The 19,032-nt window shown below is 55.7% G+C and carries 12 protein-coding genes and 2 pseudogenes; 4 read left to right on the top strand and 10 right to left on the bottom strand.

What is annotated here, in order from left to right; translation table 11 throughout:
• Nucleotides 1-139: 139 nt before the first annotated feature.
• The 9 genes and pseudogenes from PSH79_RS11510 to PSH79_RS11465 all read right to left on the bottom strand — a co-directional run bounded on the left by PSH79_RS11510 (nucleotide 140) and on the right by PSH79_RS11465 (nucleotide 15,744).
• Nucleotides 140-271, bottom strand: a complete 132-nt coding sequence (locus PSH79_RS11510) for a hypothetical protein (RefSeq protein ID WP_305442907.1) — start codon at nucleotides 269-271, stop codon at nucleotides 140-142.
• A gap of 185 nt (nucleotides 272-456) precedes the next feature.
• On the bottom strand, nucleotides 457-1,149 hold the full coding sequence (locus PSH79_RS11505) for a transposase (protein ID WP_305442905.1): 693 nt from the start codon (nucleotides 1,147-1,149) through the stop codon (nucleotides 457-459).
• A gap of 985 nt (nucleotides 1,150-2,134) precedes the next feature.
• The gene (locus PSH79_RS11500; RefSeq protein ID WP_305442904.1) at nucleotides 2,135-2,560 is read right to left on the bottom strand and encodes an SMI1/KNR4 family protein; all 426 of its coding nucleotides are present in this window, start codon (nucleotides 2,558-2,560) and stop codon (nucleotides 2,135-2,137) included.
• A pseudogene (locus tag PSH79_RS28150) lies at nucleotides 2,557-3,372 on the bottom strand (RHS repeat-associated core domain-containing protein); the annotation flags it as partial. The gene PSH79_RS11500 and the pseudogene PSH79_RS28150, both read right to left, overlap by 4 nt.
• A 452-nt stretch (nucleotides 3,373-3,824) precedes the next feature.
• Nucleotides 3,825-4,070, bottom strand: coding sequence for a hypothetical protein (locus tag PSH79_RS11485; RefSeq protein ID WP_305442903.1), 246 nt, complete (start codon nucleotides 4,068-4,070; stop codon nucleotides 3,825-3,827).
• Nucleotides 4,071-4,311: 241 nt separating this feature from the next.
• Nucleotides 4,312-4,950 carry a hypothetical protein gene (locus tag PSH79_RS11480; RefSeq protein ID WP_305442901.1) on the bottom strand — a complete coding sequence of 213 codons (639 nt, stop codon included), beginning with the start codon at nucleotides 4,948-4,950 and terminating at the stop codon, nucleotides 4,312-4,314.
• Nucleotides 4,951-4,956: 6 nt separating this feature from the next.
• The gene (locus PSH79_RS11475) at nucleotides 4,957-13,446 is read right to left on the bottom strand and encodes a DUF637 domain-containing protein (RefSeq protein WP_305442899.1); all 8,490 of its coding nucleotides are present in this window, start codon (nucleotides 13,444-13,446) and stop codon (nucleotides 4,957-4,959) included.
• A 25-nt stretch (nucleotides 13,447-13,471) separates the two neighbouring features.
• Nucleotides 13,472-15,178 carry a ShlB/FhaC/HecB family hemolysin secretion/activation protein gene (locus PSH79_RS11470; protein ID WP_305442898.1) on the bottom strand — a complete coding sequence of 569 codons (1,707 nt, stop codon included), beginning with the start codon at nucleotides 15,176-15,178 and terminating at the stop codon, nucleotides 13,472-13,474.
• 116 nt (nucleotides 15,179-15,294) lie between these two features.
• Complete coding sequence (locus PSH79_RS11465) at nucleotides 15,295-15,744, bottom strand: helix-turn-helix domain-containing protein (RefSeq protein WP_305442896.1); 450 nt, start codon at nucleotides 15,742-15,744, stop codon at nucleotides 15,295-15,297.
• Nucleotides 15,745-15,918: 174 nt separating this feature from the next.
• On the opposite strand from PSH79_RS11465, the gene PSH79_RS11460 reads away from it, so the two are divergent.
• The 3 genes and pseudogenes from PSH79_RS11460 to PSH79_RS11450 all read left to right on the top strand — a co-directional run bounded on the left by PSH79_RS11460 (nucleotide 15,919) and on the right by PSH79_RS11450 (nucleotide 17,750).
• Complete coding sequence (locus tag PSH79_RS11460; protein ID WP_305442894.1) at nucleotides 15,919-16,737, top strand: alpha/beta fold hydrolase; 819 nt, start codon at nucleotides 15,919-15,921, stop codon at nucleotides 16,735-16,737.
• A 70-nt stretch (nucleotides 16,738-16,807) separates the two neighbouring features.
• Nucleotides 16,808-17,008 (top strand): annotated as a pseudogene (locus PSH79_RS11455) (cytosine permease); the annotation flags it as partial.
• Between the two features lie 118 nt (nucleotides 17,009-17,126).
• A complete protein-coding gene (locus PSH79_RS11450) occupies nucleotides 17,127-17,750 on the top strand; it encodes a glutathione S-transferase family protein (protein ID WP_305442892.1) in 624 nt (207 codons plus the stop codon).
• Between the two features lie 6 nt (nucleotides 17,751-17,756).
• Here the strand turns inward: PSH79_RS11450 and PSH79_RS11445 are convergent, their stop codons facing one another.
• On the bottom strand, nucleotides 17,757-18,257 hold the full coding sequence (locus PSH79_RS11445) for a helix-turn-helix domain-containing protein (protein ID WP_305442891.1): 501 nt from the start codon (nucleotides 18,255-18,257) through the stop codon (nucleotides 17,757-17,759).
• Between the two features lie 99 nt (nucleotides 18,258-18,356).
• On the opposite strand from PSH79_RS11445, the gene PSH79_RS11440 reads away from it, so the two are divergent.
• Nucleotides 18,357-18,995, top strand: coding sequence for an isochorismatase family cysteine hydrolase (locus PSH79_RS11440; RefSeq protein WP_305442889.1), 639 nt, complete (start codon nucleotides 18,357-18,359; stop codon nucleotides 18,993-18,995).
• Nucleotides 18,996-19,032 lie beyond the last annotated feature (37 nt).

Here is a 19,032-nt window from a genome sequence, read left to right as displayed (position 1 = left end):
AAGAACTAAACATGACCTGTCGCATCTCCAAATCGAAGACAGCCAATCCTTATTTCTTATTTATATATTATAACCTGCGGATCGCATCTGAATGAGTACAGTGTCATCAAATTGTTGATCAGACATTCCTCTGATCGACCTAATGCTCTTCCAATGCCATATCGCTGGCAGCGATTTTGCTATCCAAACGGTCAAACTCATCAAGAAAAATATTAGCCAAAGAATATTTATCCAAATCAGGATCAGTCTCCAGCATCATGTTCAGCACCATGCTAGGCGCCTGTCCACCCAGGATTTTTGATAACAAACTTCTATTTTTCCGAAAGTGACATATGTAACACCACCAATAATTTCAATTTTTTCGACTTTCGTAAATCCGTATTTTTGGCATAACTTGCCTATCCATGTATTTAGGGCTGCATTTTCTTTAAGAAAACGGGGACAGACCACGGTTCACTAGATGATCGATTTTTTCGGCCGTCCCGGGCTCCCCCGCCGCACCCGACGGCCGATCATTGCCTCGACATCAACAGCAAATTTTGAACCGCCAAAAACATTATTTCCGTTGGTCGCGTCACGAATCTGGTCGACCAATTCTGACTCTAAGTCATTTTTGAACAGTTCGCGGTAAACATCTGCCGGCTGCCCGCCCTGCCCTCCAAGCGCCAAATACTGAGCATGAGGGGTAACAATCTGTGAGCGTTCTGATTGTGCGTTAACACGGTAACTTGACCAGCGATATTCTGCCGGATGAATTACCATTTTCGCTCTGACGGGATTCATCTCGATGTATCGATAACAGCACAACAAATATCGCTCACTCTCAACAAGGCATGAACGATACCGGCCTTCCCACAAACTTCCGCTACGACCATACGCACGATTTATGTATTGGACGTATCTCTGGCCGACACCTTTCATCAGCAGGCTTGCGCTGTTGGCATTATGAGGACTGACTAACAAATGAACATGATTGGTCATTAGGCACCACGCATGAATATCACATCCATTTTTAGAGGCCTGTTCGACCAAAAGCTCCAGATAAAAAAGATAGTCTTCATCGGTAAAAAAACAGGCTGATTTATTGTTTCCTCGCTGAATCAGGTGCAGTGGTATGCCTGGCATCACAACTCGGGGTCTGCGCGGCATCGATGAATCCTTTCAATTGGTCGAACTGAAAGCTTAGCGCGCCGTAAGGCTCAAATGACGGCAAATTTTTACGTGCTATTTCAGTCAACTTCATTAAACGTGGTCTGTCCCCATTTATCTGGAGTAGATTTGTGGGGATCCCTCAGGGTCTGGCCCCGTTTTCTCTCGATCAATGAGTTTGGTCTCGTTGTGAAGGATGACTACTTTGGTGACTTTAGCCGCTGAGGTGGGAAATGAAAGGGCGCCGAAAAGTCAAAACGAACAAGTGGCTGATTCAGGGGCGGATTATCAAGGACGCGCGAGAAAAGCTGGTTTCTCGAGTGGGCATAATCGGGCGCTATCTAGAGATTGTTGCGCATACCACTCTAGAAGAGCCTTCTGGATTGCTCGCTGGAGGCCACGGTGCCGCAATGCGGTCAACTCCAAACTTACAAAAGCGAAAGGACCCTCATGGTTAGTAGACATGGGAAATTACACTCTAAACGTCTACTCACGCCTAAAGTCATGGGATCGCTTCAACAGTGCTAGGAGAAAAGTCAGTGTCTCTGATCGACGATGCTTATGCGTTACATTCTATCTACGAAAACCGCGCGACCGGACTCGGTAACAATGACGACGAGCTAAGCTATCCGCTCTACTGGCATAGCATCTTGGGCGACCCGCGCGCGGCGTCGCTTGCTCCTGCTTGAGTGAAGCGGCACTGGAATCTTGATTGTTGGTGCTGATACAAATTTGATCCAAGATGCTGATTTTGACTTTCCCATAGGTAGACTCTGAAATCCCGCGCAAGATAATCGTTTGCTGAGTATTCGCATGGGTTAATGATTTTTGGCAGTCTGGGTCAAAATATCATCAGCGCCAACATATGGCGGGTATATCGGCTCAAAGTTCACCAAGTTGCGCGTTATAACTTGCGCCAATACTATTCGACTATATGTCAAATTATATTGCAGGTTTACGCTGTTAGAGGGGGATTAATCCTTTGTTAAGATAAGTACCATGTTAAGAACTCAAAAAAGCTTTTCCATTTTAATTCGTACTCTCCAGCTAAAAACTCATCTCGCTTTGCTAGGTCGAAATCTAAAACTTCGCCGTTATTTTTATCATATAAATAGCATCCTTCACCTTGAATTCCAGTGAGGCCAATAAAATTCTCAGGAAGCTCCCATACCTCATGGATAAAGTCTGTGCAGGCCTCTATTTCGTTGCTTGGCTCAACTATGTCGAGAAGCTCGATACTTGAGGTGCTTCCCTGAAAAAAAGTAATTACGTAACTTAGAAAGAACTCTCCAATTTCACTGTCTAGGCTTATGCCCAATGTATTCAGTGCATGAATAACGGAGTCTTTGTTTTCTCTATGGATATCGCCGGGTTGTTTTTCAATAAGCTTGACCAGGTGGCTGGGAATCATTTTTCAACCTCTGCTGCTCGATCTTTACAGTATTGTGGGACTTCTTTTTCAAAGGCCTTTCTATCTACAGGGAAGTCAGGATGTTTACTGTGCCCATATGGATGAATGGCTTCTCTACCTTGGCCTTTTAGAGTGCGTAGATGAGTTTTCATGGATAACTCAAAAAGAGGTCCTTTTCCATTTTGTCTTGAGTGATGAAGCTGAAGTTGCTGAGGGACTCCATCCTTTAATACGTAAGGTGCGCCACCTTTTTTGGCTCTATCTCGATTGGAGATGCCTTTATGTTCGAGATCCCAGTCAATATTCTGCTGATAGACTTTATACGTGTTTCCTGTCCCATTACCACTAGCTTTCCATGTCGTCTCAGTCTTGAAGAACTTAGGGTTTTTCCCGTGTTCAGGGCCTGGAGCGTCTGGTGTTCCTTCACTGACTTTGGCTTTACCAATCGGATCTTTTGGTCCGCCCCCATCTGTCCCTAGGCACTCCAAGCCCAACGGGTCCACCCACCCCGTAGGGTTAGGCACGTATTGGTAGTTATTCAACCCCCCCGCCAGCTTGATCGGGTCAGGCGTCAAAAACCGCCCCGAGCTCGGATTGTAGTAGCGATGGCGGTTGTAGTGCAGTCCGGTTTCCGTATCGAAGTATTGACCTTGGAAACGCAGTGGGTTGTCAATTTCGGAAACGTCTAGCGCATTTAGATTGCCGTACGCCCGGTACTTCGCCGACCACATGATCTCGCCACTGTAGGCGGTCAGTTCCTGTGGGGTGCCGAGGTGGTCGAGCTGGTAATAGAACGGCGTCGCCTGGGCCGGATAAAACGGGGACAGACCACGGTTTCGGAGTGCTTTCTAAACGTGGTCTGTCCCCATTTATTCGGATTTCACCGGCCAGTGCGTTGAGAATGCTGTCGGTGGCCATCAGCTTGATGCGCTCATTGGCTTCGACCAGGCCGCCCTGATAGAGGCTGCCCTTCACATCGACAGAAAAGTCTTTGCTAGCGCTCAACGTTCCGACAGGTCATCGACGGATGAGGAAACAAGTACAGTCACGTGTGTGAGAGCATTTTTATCGTGGTCTGTCCCCTTTGCGTTCCTGATTTGGGTGGGGGTGAACGTCTTGAAATGTTGGAAGCAGCTCAGCTCTGCGTGATGAGGTGCATCATCAGGCGCAGAGATTAGAGTAGATTTGTGGGAATACCTCAGGGTCTGTCCGATTTCCCATCTCTACTTCAATTACGCCAACAAATGCTCACAGCACACTAACCTTAGTGATTGAATAGTTCAAAAATCCACCTCGCCAGAATTTCCGGCGACGTCGTTTCCTTCCGAAGCTGCTCAACACCGCGATCTCTCGCAACAAGGGCAAATTTGCCCGAGTCAGAGATCTCAATATAGGGAGCACCAAACTCCTCTATTTCAGTCCCTAAGGGAAACACCTTATAGGGTTTCCCTTGCTCATTCGCGTAATTAAAAAAACAATGAACTACTTGCTCAAGCTCCACGGATTCCACTTACAGTTTCCTTTATGGATTTGATATACCCGTTCAGCAACAGGGGAAGGGGACAGGTTTATTTTCAACCTGCGAAGTCAGCGTAGGATTTCGTTAATTTTGACCGGCCGTATCAGCCCGACGTCAAGACCCCGACCAAACGTGTATTCAACGTACTTTTCAGTCTCTGCGATGGGGGAAACGGAAAACGGGAAAGACCACGTTCTCGGAGCAATACTCAAACATTAAACGCACCCACCATTCAAACTTGTGCTTTCGGCTTAAAATCATCAACAGTTTTATTCCGCTCACTCATTAGAAACATTACGACTTTGGAGTCGAACCCTATCAAAAACTGAATAGCATCATAAATTTTCCACCCATGCAGGTTTGGTTGATCAATGATGGAGGTCAAGTGTTCCTCTACCAGAGGTAGGTATTCTGAAAAGCCCCCGCTTTTCGCAAAGTCAAAAATACCTGTTATTTCAAAGGGCAACCTATTCGCTAACAAAATAATTTTTGCCAGAGGTGCATACACCTGTGCTCTAGCAGCGTCTATTTCTCCACGATCGGCCACATTGGCAAAATAACTGGTTATTGCCATGAGTATTTGACGATAGGTATCATCGTATCCATGCAATCGATGTGTATAAAACCCTTCGATATCTTCAGGTTTGCTCATAATAACTTCCAGAGCATTCAACCCATCACGAATGCCCCAACTTGTCAGTAGTTTCGCAGCCTGAAAATGCTCCTCGATGTCACTGGTAGTACGGAGCAAGTCCAAAACGGCATCAACTCTTTCCCGAGGAATGTCCTCTGGATCCAAGTCACCTGCTACCACAGCGTAATCTGCACCATCTGGAATACTATTCAAAAGCTCATATGTCTTCGGGCTCATAAAGTCCTACTTTTTTACCGTTTTAATATAGTCGGCTGGCACACAACCCTTGATCAGGCATTCTCCATCACGTGTGGCGTTCCCCAAGTCCCTTTCCGCGCTCATCAACGAGTCCTTGTTTTTATTGGATGGGTTATTTGTATATCGAGTGCGCGCCGCATCAACTTTTGATTGTAGCTCCGCCGCCACCTGTTGACTTGTCAAAAATTTTGTATCTGGCAATGCACCGGAATCAATATCTTGCTGCAGTCGTTTGACGTCGATCTCTATTTTGTTAGTGCCATAATCTTTAGGGTTCGACGTCGCGCTTGGATCGGTAACAGATATGTATGGCGAATTTTCAGGGCTACCACCCCGCACGTGCGATTGAACGCTACCGGTCCCGTCGATGTTTGGCGGGACCAGATCGCCGTTTTCATTTATATGCGCTTTAGGTTTGCCGTTTCCATTCACCGTCGCACTGAAATCATTATCACTGCGCACAACGGTATCACCTGGCTCCTTTGTACCGCCACTCCCGTTACTCCCGGTTTTGGGCAGGTCCGCTGTTTCTGAGGCTCCGGTCTTAGTCGTTCCTTTACTGCTACCGGGCCTACCACCACCCGCAGTATCTGCCAATACTTCTGCAGCATCCCCCCAAAAAGCGCCCGCCTCACCATCACGCTGAACAACAACCTCTCTCGTGATCGTATTTTGTGCAGCCTGGTTATTCTCGGTGATGACCCAGCCCACAGTTGCAGCCGCACCTATATCCCCGCTGAGCCGGAGTTGCTCTGCCAGTTCTCGGATTTTCGGTGCATCGGCTTGCAGTTTTGCCGAAAGCTGGTTGCAGGCCGTTAGATTTTTCTGGCAAAGGCTGCCCAGCTCTGCATTTCTCTGCTCATCCAGATCGGCATAGCGTTCCCGCACTTCTGTTTTGCAGGTTTCGGATGCGCACTTTGCCTGCTCATCGAGCATTTCCACGATTTCGTGGTGCATCAGGTAGTTGTAGTTGGTGGCGTCTTTCGCAATCGTGGCGCCGTCTTGAAGGTTACCGTTGCTCACGGCAGCTGCAGCTACACCCACCAATTGGGAGGACATCGACAACAGGTTGCTGTCGTTCTTCACCAACGTGGCCAACTGGGTAACGAGGGCCTCATTAGCGCCAGCGGCCAATGCACCCGTTTTGAAATCACCACCCGCAGCTTCGTTCAGCAACCCGCCAACAACTGCGTGCAATGCGATTTTTTCGAGACTGCCGTCCTTCCAACCCTGACTAGCAGCAAAGTCGCCCACCGCATTGAATGCCGCCGCATTCAGGGTGCTCAACAGAGCACCTGTCAATGCGTTACCAAAATCCGCATGCTGACCAAGAGCCCCACCCAAGACAGTCGAAGTGGTGTTCTGCAACAGCTGGTTACCGGCGAAACGGCCGATACCTTCCAGACTGCTCAAGTCGGTCATGACTTTACCGGTAATCGGGTTCGTCGTGGTCTTGAGAATGCTGTCGAAGTAACCAGCGGTAAGGCCAGCGGTCACTCCGGAAATCACGTAGCTGGCCAGTGCATCCGAGGAAGTTACATCCTGGAACACAGCTCCAAGGTTTCCGCCATTATTGATGAAACTGGTAGTGGCATTGGTGGCGGCTCCAGTCGCAACAGCAGCAAGACCTGCAGCCCAGACTGTGCCCATACTCGCGCTCAGGGCAGTCAACGCTGCTGGCCCGACAAATGCCGCCATGACAATCGCGATGACTATCTGTGAGGCTGGGCCTAACCCAGAGTTGTCATACTTGAACGACTCATGAATCTCTTTAACGAGCCGCCAGTCAACATCCCCGCGCGCCTCGGCATCCTTCAACCAAGCCAATTGCGGGTCAGCCTTGACCATAGCGTCAATCGTCTGGCTCACGGACTCCTGATTGACATCCTTGATATCAATCTTCAGCCCATCAACGGCCTTGATCACGATGTTGCCCTTGGCAATCATCTGTGTCTGACGCAAGGTCTCATCGGTGTTGCCGCGCCCTTTGGCCGAGACCCACGCGGCGTTGTTGTTGGTTTTGGTATGGCTCTCATCATGCAGATCCTTCACCCCTTCAAAGGTGATGGCGCCGCCGCTGTCGAGAACGATGTCCTTGCCGCTGTCGAGCTTGGCCACTTGATAGAGCTGGTCACCCTTGCTGACGAGCGAGAGGTTGCCACCGGTCTTGATCTCGCTGCCCACGTGGGTGACCTGGGTGACTTCGTCGCGCTTGAGTTTCAGGCTGCCGAAGCCTCCCTTCTCTTTCATGTCATAGAGGGAATAGTCCTTGTTCTGCGCGGCCAGCAGGTTCAGATCATTGCCGGCGTAGACGTAGGCTTCATTGCCTGCGCTGATCTTGCTTGCGACCAGCGTGGTGTCGCGTCCGGAACTGGTTTTCACGTCGCCGCCCGCGATGAACTCGGCGGCTTTCTGGACGGTGTGGTTGTCTTCTTCGTGGACGCGTTTCTTGCCATCCTTGCTATGGGTTTCGACATTGTTTTCGTCGCCGGCCGAGGACATGTAAATGTCGCGCTTGGCGTCGGCGTTGAGGTTGCCTTTGGCTTCGGCGGTGCTGGCGACGACGTTGATGTCGCGGCCGGCATCGAGCTTCAGATTGCCGCCGCTTTTCACCGTCGACGCAAGGTTTTCCACGGTGGTGGTGACGACCGAGCGATGGCCGCCATTGAACACTTCGTGGAGTTCGTTTTCGTTGCGCGTCGCCAGCAGGTTGATGTCGCGGGCTGCGCTCAGGCTGGCGTCGCCGCCGCTGCTGATGGATGACGAGTTGACCAGATCCTGGCCGGACTTGATGGTCAGGCTGTCTCGCGCGGTGATGTTGCCGCCGTCATCGACCAGCGTGCGCATGCCGTTGCCGTCACGCACGGCGACAGCGGTGCGATCGTTGACGATGTCGCCCTTGAGGCTGGTGAGGCTGACCTGATTGCCGCGAATCTCGCCGGCCAAGGCGTTGCGAATGCTGTCGGTGGCCATGAGCGTGATGCGCTCGTTGGCTTCGACCAGACCACCCTGATAGAGGCTGCCCTTGACGTCGACGGAGACGTCTTTGGTAGCGCTCAAGGTGCCGACATTGACCAGGTCATTGCCGGCAAGCAATTCCAGATCGCGGCCCTGAATCAGGCTGCCGCCGCGCACGTTGCGCGATTCGGCCTGTGCCAGGTAAAGCACCGGCACCAGCACTTTCTGGCCATCGACGACACGTTCTTCCATCCAGACGATGTCGTGGGTCAGTGCGGCAACCTGCGCGGAGGTCAGGCTTACGCCGACCGACAGGTTCAGTTCGTTCTTGCTGGCGAGCGCGTTATCCATCAGATAACGGAATTGCTCGTAGTCGTTTTCCAGGCCGCCAGCGAGGAAACGCTGGCCGGTCTGGGCCATGACCGCGTCGCTGATCAAACGCGATTCGTAGCGACCGTCACCCAAGCGGCGCGCGGTTTCGTCGGCGCTGAAATCGAGTTTGCCCAACAGGTAGTCGGAACTCATGAACGCCGCGGTCTGGGTCAGCTCCGGGTTGGTTTCGATCAGATAACGGCTCTGCGGATTGGTGCTCTGCACGAACATGCCGTATGGGCCTTTCGGCAGACGGAACGTCGAGGAGGCCGTCGGATCGACCGCCGCAAAAGGTACGCCCTTAAAGTCGACCGGGACGAAGCTGATCTGCTTCACGCCATCGGCATCGACGCGTTCGATGCGCGTTACGTCTTTCGGTGCCTGGGTGCTGGCGTCAGTGCTGTGCTTGCCCAGATTGATGTTGATGCCACCCGCCACCGAGGTCTGATCGCTGGACAAAGATCCGGTCAATTGCCCATAGGTGTTTTCGTAAAGCGTGCCATTCTGAATGCTGTTGGTGACGTCCAGTTTGACTTTGCCACCGGCCTGAAGCACCGCCGAGTAGACGTTGTTGCCGTTTTCATTCCAGGTGGTGACGTCGCTGGTCGGGGCGAATCGCGAGTCACTGGAGCGACTGACCAATTCTTCGAAACGCGCCTCGTCGAAGTTGCCCGCCGCTGTCGCCGCGTTGAATGCCGGGATGTCGACGAACTCCATCTGATCCCAGAGGCTGTTGTCGATATGCCCCGGCGTGCCGATCTGCAGCACCCGATGGCCCGAACGCGAGACCGCGCCCTGGTTCAACAGGCTGTCGGCGGTCACCGTCAGGTCGCCGTTGGCCGCCAGCAGGCTGTAGCGGTTTTCCACTTGGTTGGCGTGGATGTTGAAGTTTTTGCCGGCCACAAATCGTGCCGCGCGCGAGTCCTTGAGGACTTGATCGTTGAAGTCAGTGGTGATGGTGATATAGCCGCGTTTCCAGCCATCACCGCCGCCGCAATGCTGGCCGCACACCCAGCTCAAGCTGCCGGATGATTGCCCCGAAGTCATCTCGAATTCAGCCTTGGCGTTTTCCACCGAGACTGCATTGATATCGATATCACCCTCGCCTTCAACGGTGCCCGACAAGTTGCTGAATAACGCGGCACGACCGCCGCCCACAGCGTCGAAGCTCAGGTTGCCGCGGCTGTAGATGTCGCCGTAGAAGTTGTTCAGGCTGTTGCTATGCAGTTTCATCGTACCGCCGCTGAACAGCAGGGTGTCGGCGCCGTTGTAGATGCCGTTGGCAGCGGTGAATTCAAGATTGCCTTGGGCGCCGAGGGTGCCTTTGTTGTTGATACGCGCCGCCGTCACCGTGAGGTTCTGGTTGGCGATCAGGCGACCGAGGTTATCGAGCGTGCCGCGCAGGGTCAGTGCGGTATCGCCACCGCTGACCAGGCGCCCGTCCTGTTGAATCAGATCGTTGGCGCTGATGGTGAGTTTCTGTTGCGCCGACATCCGCCCACTGTTGAGCAGATTTCCGGTCAGGGTCAGCGTCAGATCACTGTCGCTGAGCAGTTGCCCGGCGTTGGTCAGGTTGGCGACATTCAGGCTCAGTGCCGAAGCGCTGGCGATGCGGTCGTCGGCGTTGAGGGTCAGATCCTGAGCGCTGGTGTAGGTCAGGCCTCCATTGAGTTGCCAGGTGCCGACGCCGTTGACCGATCCGACATCCCACACGCCTTTGCCCAGCCCGGTGAGGCTGCCCTGGGTGCCGGTCAGATTGGTCAGGTCCAGATCGAAGACGCCCTGCGCAGCGTGACGCACGCTACCGCTGAGGTTATTGAGCTGGGTCCCGGTAAGCATCAGATCCTGACTGCCGATCTCGATCACGCCGCTCTGGTTGTTCAGGTTGCCGGTCAGTTTGATCTGACTGGAGGCGCCGCCGAGTGCGCGAATCTGGCCGCCGGCGCTGTTGTTCAATTGGCCGCTGGTGAGCATCAGATGGGTAGCAGATTCGATCAGGCCACCCTGATTGAGAATCTGGCTGACCGCTTCGAGCGCCAATCGATTGCCGCTGATTTCGCCACCTGCGTTGTCCAGACTGTCGCCGACGAACACCAACTGATCCTTGGCGAACATCTTGCCGGCCCGGTTAGCCAGGCGGGTTACGGTCAATTTCAGTTCGCCCAACAGGCTGGAGATCAATCCGGCCTTGCCGTTGACTGCGCTGTTATCGAGTTCGGCGCTGGTGATCTCCAGTGTGTCGGCCTGCAGCGTGCCGCCCTGGTTCTGAAGGTTTCCGCTACCGAGAGCCAGCTCGGCGTGACTGCCATTGGCGAGGATCACGCCTTGCTGGTTCAGCAGGGTTTTGCCGGTGATTTTCAGGCCGTCACTGCCCGCAATGATCTGGCCGGCAGCGTTGTTGTTGATCGAAGCGCTGGTGATGTCCAGTCGTTTGCCGCGCAAGGTGCCGCCACGGTTATCCAGTTCGGTGAGCTGATCGAGCAGCAGGCGTTGTTCAGCGGCATCGACCACGCCAGTGACGTTGCTGAAGACACCACTGATTTTAAGTGCGACATCACCGCCGTTGCCGACTATGCCACCTTTGTCGTTGTTGCTCAGTTGGGTGGCGGTCACGTCGATGGTTTTGCCAAGCAGGACGCCGGCGCTGTTGTCGACGACATCGCTTTCGATGTGCAAGTCGGCATCGCTCTGGATTCGGCCTTTGACGTTGAGCAGTTGCGACTGGCCGGGAGCAGCTCGTTTGAGGATCAACCGCGCACCGTCAACACCCGCCGCCAACAGACCGTTATTGCTGTTATCGAGGCTGGCCGCGTGCAGGTCCAGACCATCACTGATGATGCGCCCGCCACGGTTGTCGACGTGGCCGTTCTCAGCCATCACCACTAGTTGCTGCGCCGCGACGACACCGCCACGGTTATCGAGCGAAGCGGCGTGAATAACCACATCACCCTGACCGGCTTGCAACCGACCTAGCGCGTTGTTCAGGTGCTGCTGGACCACCAGCGTAAGTTTGCCGCTCTCCGCGCTGAGGGTGCCGTCGTTGTTGCCGGTGAGGTTGGCAAGTTGCACGTCAACCACGCCGCCCAGCAATTTGCCGGCCGAGTTCTGCAGATCGCGGGCGGTAACGTTCAGGCGATCATTGCCCTGAATCAGCCCCTGGCTGTTGTCCAAGTCTTCGCTGGTGACCACGCTGTCATCGGAAGAAAGGGTGCCTTGGGTATTGTCGAGTGTGCCGCGACTGGTCACTTCGAGGGTTTTGCCGATCAGGTTGGCATTGCGATTGTTGATGCTTTGAGCAACGACGGTCAGGCGAACCGATGCCTGTACCTTGCCGTCGTGGTTATCCAGATCCTGCTCAAGTGCCAGCTCGGCAGCACCGTTTTCGGCACTGATCACCCCTTTGGCGCTGTTATCGAGGCGAGTGGCTGTGACCTGTATCCGGTCAGCCGCCAGCGTACCGCCGTGGTTGAGCAATTCACCGCCGGACACCGCCAGAGTGTTTGTCGCCTGGATTTTGCCTTTGCTATTGTCGAGCCGCTCACGGGCTACAACCTTGGCATCACTCTGACTGGCGCCGATCAGGCCGCCGGTGTTGTCGACTTGCCGGGCATCGATGTCCAGATGGCCTGCTACGATTTTGCCGTCAGCGTTTTGCACATCCCGGGCATCGAGCTTGAGACTGCCGCCAGCGATTTCGATACGGCCCTGATGGTTGTCGAGGCTGTCGACCGACAGCGTCGCCGCCTGACCATCGGAAAAGCGGATCAGACCGTTGAGATTGACGATGGCCGGGGCGCTGATGGCCAGACGGGTTTCGCCATAAATACGTGCGTCGGCGCCTTGGTTGACCAGACGGGTCGCACTCAAGGTGACGGTTTTCGCCTGGACGATGCCGTTCTGATTGTCGAACTGGCCTGCGACCGTGGCGCTCAGCGAACGACTGGCCAACACGCTGCCAGTGTTGCTCAGCGCCGCGCTGTTGATGGACAGATCACCCGTGGCGTTGCGGCTGTTGTCGGCGTTCACCCCGGCTTCGATCACGCCGTTGTTGGTCAATTTGCCGCCGCTGTTCAGGATCACACTGTCTCTGGCGGCAAGGCTCTGCCGGTTGACCAGATCTTCAGCGGTTTGCACAGCCAGTTGCGTGCCGGCATAAACAGCGCCTTGGGCATCGAGACTCTTGGCTTTGACATCGACTGCATTGCTGGCAGTGACTTTGGCTACGCTCAACTGGCCGCTGGCATCGATCTGGATATCACCGGCGCTGGAGGCAAGATCGCCGGCCAGTTTCACACCGACGCCCTGCTCCGTCCCCACCAGTTTGATCGCCCCGGCGTACATGCCGCCAAGCGCCGAAGAATCGATGGCCAGTTGCGGTTTGGCACTGCCATCTTCAGCCCGCGCGGTGGCGGCGAGCGTGTCTGCGTTTACGTCGTTGCGGCCGGCGGTGATGCTCAGGCGTTTGGCGTGAATCTGCGCGTTGATCTGCGCGCTGCGCGTGATGATTTCAAAGCTGTCGACGTTGCTCGCATCCAGTCCGGCGCCGTCGATGGACACACTGCCCTGATCCACCTGAAAACGATCCAGCCGACCATTGTCGAGCACCGGTTTGCCGGTGGTCAACGTCACGCGCGGCGTGTTGATGAACCCGCAGCCGTTACACGTGATGCCATAGGGGTTGGCGACAATCACTCGCGCTGACTGCCCCGCCACTTCTGTGTAACCGCGCAACTGGCTGGGGCTACCACCGTTGACTTCGTTGAGGATGGTTTGCGCAGCAGTGCCACGCAGGTTCGGGTTGCCGAGAATGATCCCGCCCAGTTGCGTCAGTTGCGTGCGCGCTGTGGCGTTGTTGAGGATGACGCCTTCAGCACCAACGTTGTAATCATGAAACTGATTGTGCGAAAGCCCCGTCGCATTGGGCGCGGCGATATTGACGATCGGCACGCCATTGCCCGCGCGGTCGAGTGTGGTGCCGGGGGCATTGACGACAATTCCATCCGCCTGCGCCCACATCGGTTGCCAGAACATGACGTTCGCCAGCAGGAACGCCAGACCGCGTTTTGGCATACCCAGGAAGTGTTCGCGGTGTTTTACGGCAGCAGAAGGCTGACTGGCCAGGCAGGCCAGTTGACGGATGTCCATGTCAGAATCTCGGGGCAGGCAAAAATTAAATGAAAAAATCCAGGCGGAAATAGATCGGTGCTTCGCGCTCGGTCAGCGCGTCCGGTCGTTCCAGGGAGTGGGCAAACGTCACGCTAGCGGCGACGTGCTGGCCACGGGCGAACAGCTCCAGCGAGTTGCTCGACATGCGCCCGTGCTGATCACCGTTGTAGCGATCGCCACGAATCACGCCCTGGTCGTAACCGAGGCTGGTGCCATATTCGGCGAACACCGGCTGTAGCCATTCGAGGGTCACCGGACGGGCCCAGCGCAGGTCGTTGCGCCAGTAACCGCCGCTGTCGCCGGACAGCGATTGATCCTTGTAGCCACGGATCGACGATGACCCGCCAAGGCTGGTGCGCTGCGAGCTGAAGAGCACGTCTTCGCTACGCTGGCCGGTCATCAGGCTGCTGAAACTGAAGGACTCACCCCACACCTTGAACGGCTGCAAGTAGCTCAGGGTGGCGGTGTATTTGCGGTAGCGTGCGTTCGGTTCGCCGGGACCTGGATTGTGGCTGCCCTGCGCATCGAAGGCGCCGATGCCTTCCTGCATGCCGGCGTCGAAGTTGACGAACGCACTGCCGACACGGCGGCCGTGGTTGAAGCCGAACTGCGCTTCGCTGATGCGGTTGCTGCTCAGCTTGAGTTTGCTGTCTTCGATAAAGGCGTTGGTGCGCAGGTAGGACAGGCCAGCGTTGAGCGAGGTCTTGCTGACGGCGTCGCGGTGGATCACTCGCTCGGCGCGGATCTGATGGTTTTCGCTGTCGCCGGTCTGCTTGAAGTTGTAGCCGTTGGCGGCGATCTGCGAGCGGTATTCGCTCTGGCTGTAGGTGTAGCTGAAGTTCCACCAGCCCCATGGCAAGTTGTAATTGAGCATGGCGTTGTTGGAGGTGTGCTGGTGATCGGTCATCGCGTCGTGACCGCCGCGCAGGCTCAACTGATCGGCCAGGCCCAACGGGCTGTCCCAGTCGAACGTCGTGCCCCATTGTTGCTCGCCTGTGCTGCGCTGGCCGTCGTTGCTGCGCGACAAGCCTGCACGCCAGGGTTTCTGTGGGGTGTTGTTGACCAGCACGGTGCTGCCACCGACGTTCTGGCCCGGCGCCAGTTCCATTTTTGCCTGGTTAGAGGGTAGGCGGTTGAGCTGATCGACCATCTGCTCGATCTCGCGCAGATTGACCAATTCACCTGACTTGCCGGGAAACGCCATGGCCAGTTCACGCTCCGACAGCTTGCTGTTCTCGGCGCCTTTCATGCCTTCAAGCTTGCCCTCGACCACCAGCACTTTCAGATGTCCGCCGGACAGATCCTGTTGCGGCAGGTAGGCACGGCTGGTGACCAGACCTTTCTCGATGTAGTAATCGGTGATGACTTTGAGCAGCTCGTTGAGCTGCGGCACACCCAGGCATTCACCGATGTAGGGTTTGAGCAGGCGAGTCTTGTCGCGCTCGGAAAGACTGTCGGCGCCCTTGAGCTCGATGTCTTTGATCGGGAAGCAGCGGGTATCGGTGGGCGCTGCCGGTTGCGTAGGCTTGGCGTCTTTGCCGGGCAGGTCCTTGAGTTCTTCGAGGCGCCGCTGCTGCTCTTCGAGCAGGCGATTCTGGCGGTCGCGAATCAGGTCGGTGTCACCGGGGGTGGGTGCAGCGGCTGCGATTTGGAGTGGAGACAGGCACAGCAAGGCTACGCACAACCTCGCCACGAGGGCGGGTGGGTACATGTTCGATCCCTCGAGACGGAGAATGACATCAAAATAGTGGCGCGATATTAGATGGCCATCATTTTGACGTCAAATATAAGTTTTGTCCGTCTATCGGGGGTTGCCCGCAGTCAAAGTCAGTAATCAACACCCAATCGGGTCGCGACGTCCTGCGGCGCCAGTATGCGACCATCGGCCGATATCAATTCCAGCTTCCTGATCGGCTGACGATGCTTCACATCAACCATCACCGAGCCCCGCTCACCCGGCGCGTACATGAACTCGCCGCCCCATTGCGATAACGCGACGATTACGGTCTGCAAAGCCTTGCCGCGTTCCGTCAGCACGTATTCCTTATAGGCACCACCGTCAGCCGCCAACTCCGTTTGCAGGATCCCCTGCTCTACCAGCGCCTTGAGCCGGGCACTGAGCATGTTCTTGGCGATATCCAGATTTTTCTGAAAATCACTGAACCGGCGAATTCCGTCCAGCGCATCACGAATGATCAACAACGACCACCAGTCGCCAATCAGATCCAGTGTCCGGGCGACCGGGCAGGCATTGCCTTCAAGACTTTTGCGCTTCATTTCAGATATCTCCAGCAGAACGGTCGTTTCATGCGGTTGCATCTTACAACCCCTGAAAACAAATGGCTGCGCGAGCAGGGGCAAACTTAGCACCTGCGTACAAGTTGCCTGTGGAATTTGCGCGGATAGTAAAGGCTGCTAAGTCCACGAATGACCCCAAACGCAGGAGTTTCCATGAGCACGTTCAAGACTCAAGACGGCACCGAAATCTATTACAAGGACTGGGGCAGCGGTAAGCCCGTACTGTTCAGCCACGGCTGGCCGCTGGATGCCGATATGTGGGAATACCAAATGGAATACCTGAGCAGCCGCGGCTACCGCACCATCGCTTTCGACCGTCGCGGTTTTGGCCGTTCCGATCAGCCGTGGACCGGTTATGACTACGACACTTTTGCCGATGACATCGCGCAATTGATCAATCATCTGGATCTGCGCGACGTGACGCTGGTGGGCTTCTCCATGGGCGGCGGCGATGTCAGCCGCTACATCGCCCGTCACGGTAGCGAACGTGTTGCAGGGCTGGTGTTGCTGGGCGCGGTCACTCCGCTGTTCGGCAAGAAAGCCGACTTCCCGCAAGGCGTCGACAAAACTGTGTTCGACGGCATCAAGGCTGGCCTGCTCAAGGATCGTGCGCAGTTCATCGCGGATTTCGCTGCGCCGTTCTACGGCACCAATCAGGGCCAGAAGGTCTCCGACGGCGTACTGACCCAGACGCTGAACGTCGCCCTGTTGGCCTCGCTCAAAGGCACCGTGGATTGCGTCACCGCGTTCTCGGAAACCGACTTCCGCCCGGACATGGCCAAGATCGATGTGCCGACGTTGGTGATCCATGGTGACGGCGACCAGATCGTGCCGTTCGAAACCACTGGCAAGCAGGCGGCTGCGCAAATCAAGGGTGCCGAGCTGAAGGTCTACGCGGGTGCGCCGCACGGTTTTGCGGTGACTCACGCTCAGGCATTGAACGAGGATCTGTTGGCGTTCCTTAACCGCTGACAGCAGGCACTGTTTTTTCGTCAATCAGGCCGGGCATGTCCCGGCCTTTTTCCGCCTACAGGCTGCAAACGTGGTCGACAGTGTTCCGGTGCCGGTCGGCATCGTCATCGGTGCCCCCGGTTCGGGGATCATAGGCATCATCGGCTATCGCTTCATCCATGTGCTCAACCGCATCGGTACGTGGGTGCTGGGGATCGGCTTCGGCTTCGGCTGTATCTTCACGCACATTCAGACCGATGATTTCCTCACCCGTGGCAGCTTCAACCTCTCCGTTGGCGAGCAGTCTTTGAGGTTGCTTTGATGAAAACGCAAGGCCCGCCGTGTGCGGGCCTTGCGTATTGGAGTGTGGTATTTATTTGCGACCAATCACTACCGGACAGGGAAATCCAATGCTGCGAATACTGGGCAGAGCTTCATCGATCAACGTGCGCAAAGTGCTCTGGGCCTGCGCTGAACTCGACATTGCGTTCGAACGCGAGGATTGGGGCACAGGCTTTCGGTCGACCGAATCAGCGGAGTTTCTCGCCTTGAATCCCTGCGCCATGGTGCCGGTGATTCAGGACGGTGATTTCACCCTGTGGGAATCGAACACGATCATTCGTTATCTGGCGGCTAATTTCCAAGGCTTGCACCTCTATCCAGCCGAACCACAAGCGCGGGCGCGGGTTGATCAGTGGATCGACTGGCAGGCTTCGGAACTGAACCGCTCGTGGTCGTACCCGTTCATGTCACTGGTGCGCCAATCGCCGGACTATCAGGACAGCACCGCGCTGGCCGCCGGTATCAAGCAGTGGTCGAAAAACATGGAAATCCTCGACCGACAGCTGGAAAAAACCGGCGCCTACGTCAGCGGCGAGCAGTTTTCTCTCGCGGATATCCCCATCGGGCTGTCGGTGAATCGCTGGTTTGAAACCCCGCTCGAGCATCCGCATCTGCCGGCGGTAAACGCCTATTACGAGCGTTTGAGCCAACGGCCCGGCTTTCTGCTGCACGGACGCAACGGCACGCCGTGATCGACGCTATTTCGCCTTGAACGCCTCACGCCGCGCCTGCCGTTCGGCGGCGTAGGCTTGTTGCGGCTGGCTGATCAGGTCTTCACGGCGCAGCGGCTCACCGCAGTGATCACACAGTGGGCCGAGACCTGCGCTGTGATTGCACTTCTTGTGAGTCATGCTCACCGCCAGGCCCTCCTCCGGTGCTTTGCACCAGGTTTCTCCCCACGCCCGCAAAGCGATGACCACCGGGTAGAACGCCTCACCTTTCGCAGTGAGGTGGTACTCGTAGCGTTTCGGCCGCTCGTTGTACAAGCGACGCTCGACCAGTCCGTCCGCCTCCAGGCTTTTCAGACGAGCGGCGACCATTTGCGGGGTGCCTCCGGTCTGCGCCTGGATCTCGTCATAGCGATGATTGCCCATGAACAACTCGCGCAAAACCAGCACCGTCCAGCGGTCGCCGACGATCGTCTCGGCCCGGTCAATCGGGCACAGGGTCGGCGCAGCAGGACTATCGTTTACAGACATCAGGGCTTGCCTCTTTTACACATACTATGATTATCATATTCACACGATGCCGGGACAAGCCCTCCGCACCGATCAATCCAATTGCCGGAGCAAACAGTCATGTCGAAACCTCTCTATTCACTGGACAGAACCGCTTACCTGCTGGTCGATCCGTACAACGATTTTCTCTCGGAAAGCGGCAAGATCTTTCCGCTGATCAAACCGATGGCCGAGCAGAACGGCTTGCTCGACAACCTGCGCAAACTCGACCGCGCGGTGCGCGAGCTAGACATTCCGGTGGTCATCGTACCCCATCACCGCTGGGAAAAAGGCGACTACGAAAACTGGGATCACCCCACCCCGACCCAATGCAAGATCATGCACATGCACCATTTTGCCCGTGGCGAATGGGGCGGCGAATGGCACCCGGATTTCGCACCGAAGGATGGCGACATCGTCGTGCAGGAACACTGGGGCTCCAGTGGTTTTGCCAATACCGACCTGGATTTTCGCCTGAAGCAGAAAGGCATCACCCACGTGATCATCGTCGGCCTGCTGGCCAACACCTGCATCGAGGCCACCGCCCGTTACGCCTCGGAGCTGGGCTACCACGTGACCCTGGTGCGCGATGCCACCGCCGCGTTCAAGCCTGAAATGATGCACGCCGCCCACGAGCTCAATGGCCCGACCTTCGCCCACGTCATCGTCAGCACCGACGAACTGATCGCCAGCCTCAAGCCACAGGGTGAAGCGAAATGAGCCCGGTGGGCGCTGCGCAGGCCGTCGCGGGCTGAGA

The sequence above is a fragment of the Pseudomonas sp. FP2196 genome (assembly GCF_030687715.1).
Lineage (GTDB): Bacteria > Pseudomonadota > Gammaproteobacteria > Pseudomonadales > Pseudomonadaceae > Aquipseudomonas.
Note: the sequence above shows the minus strand (reverse complement) of the source record. Positions and strands in the feature narration are given on the sequence as shown.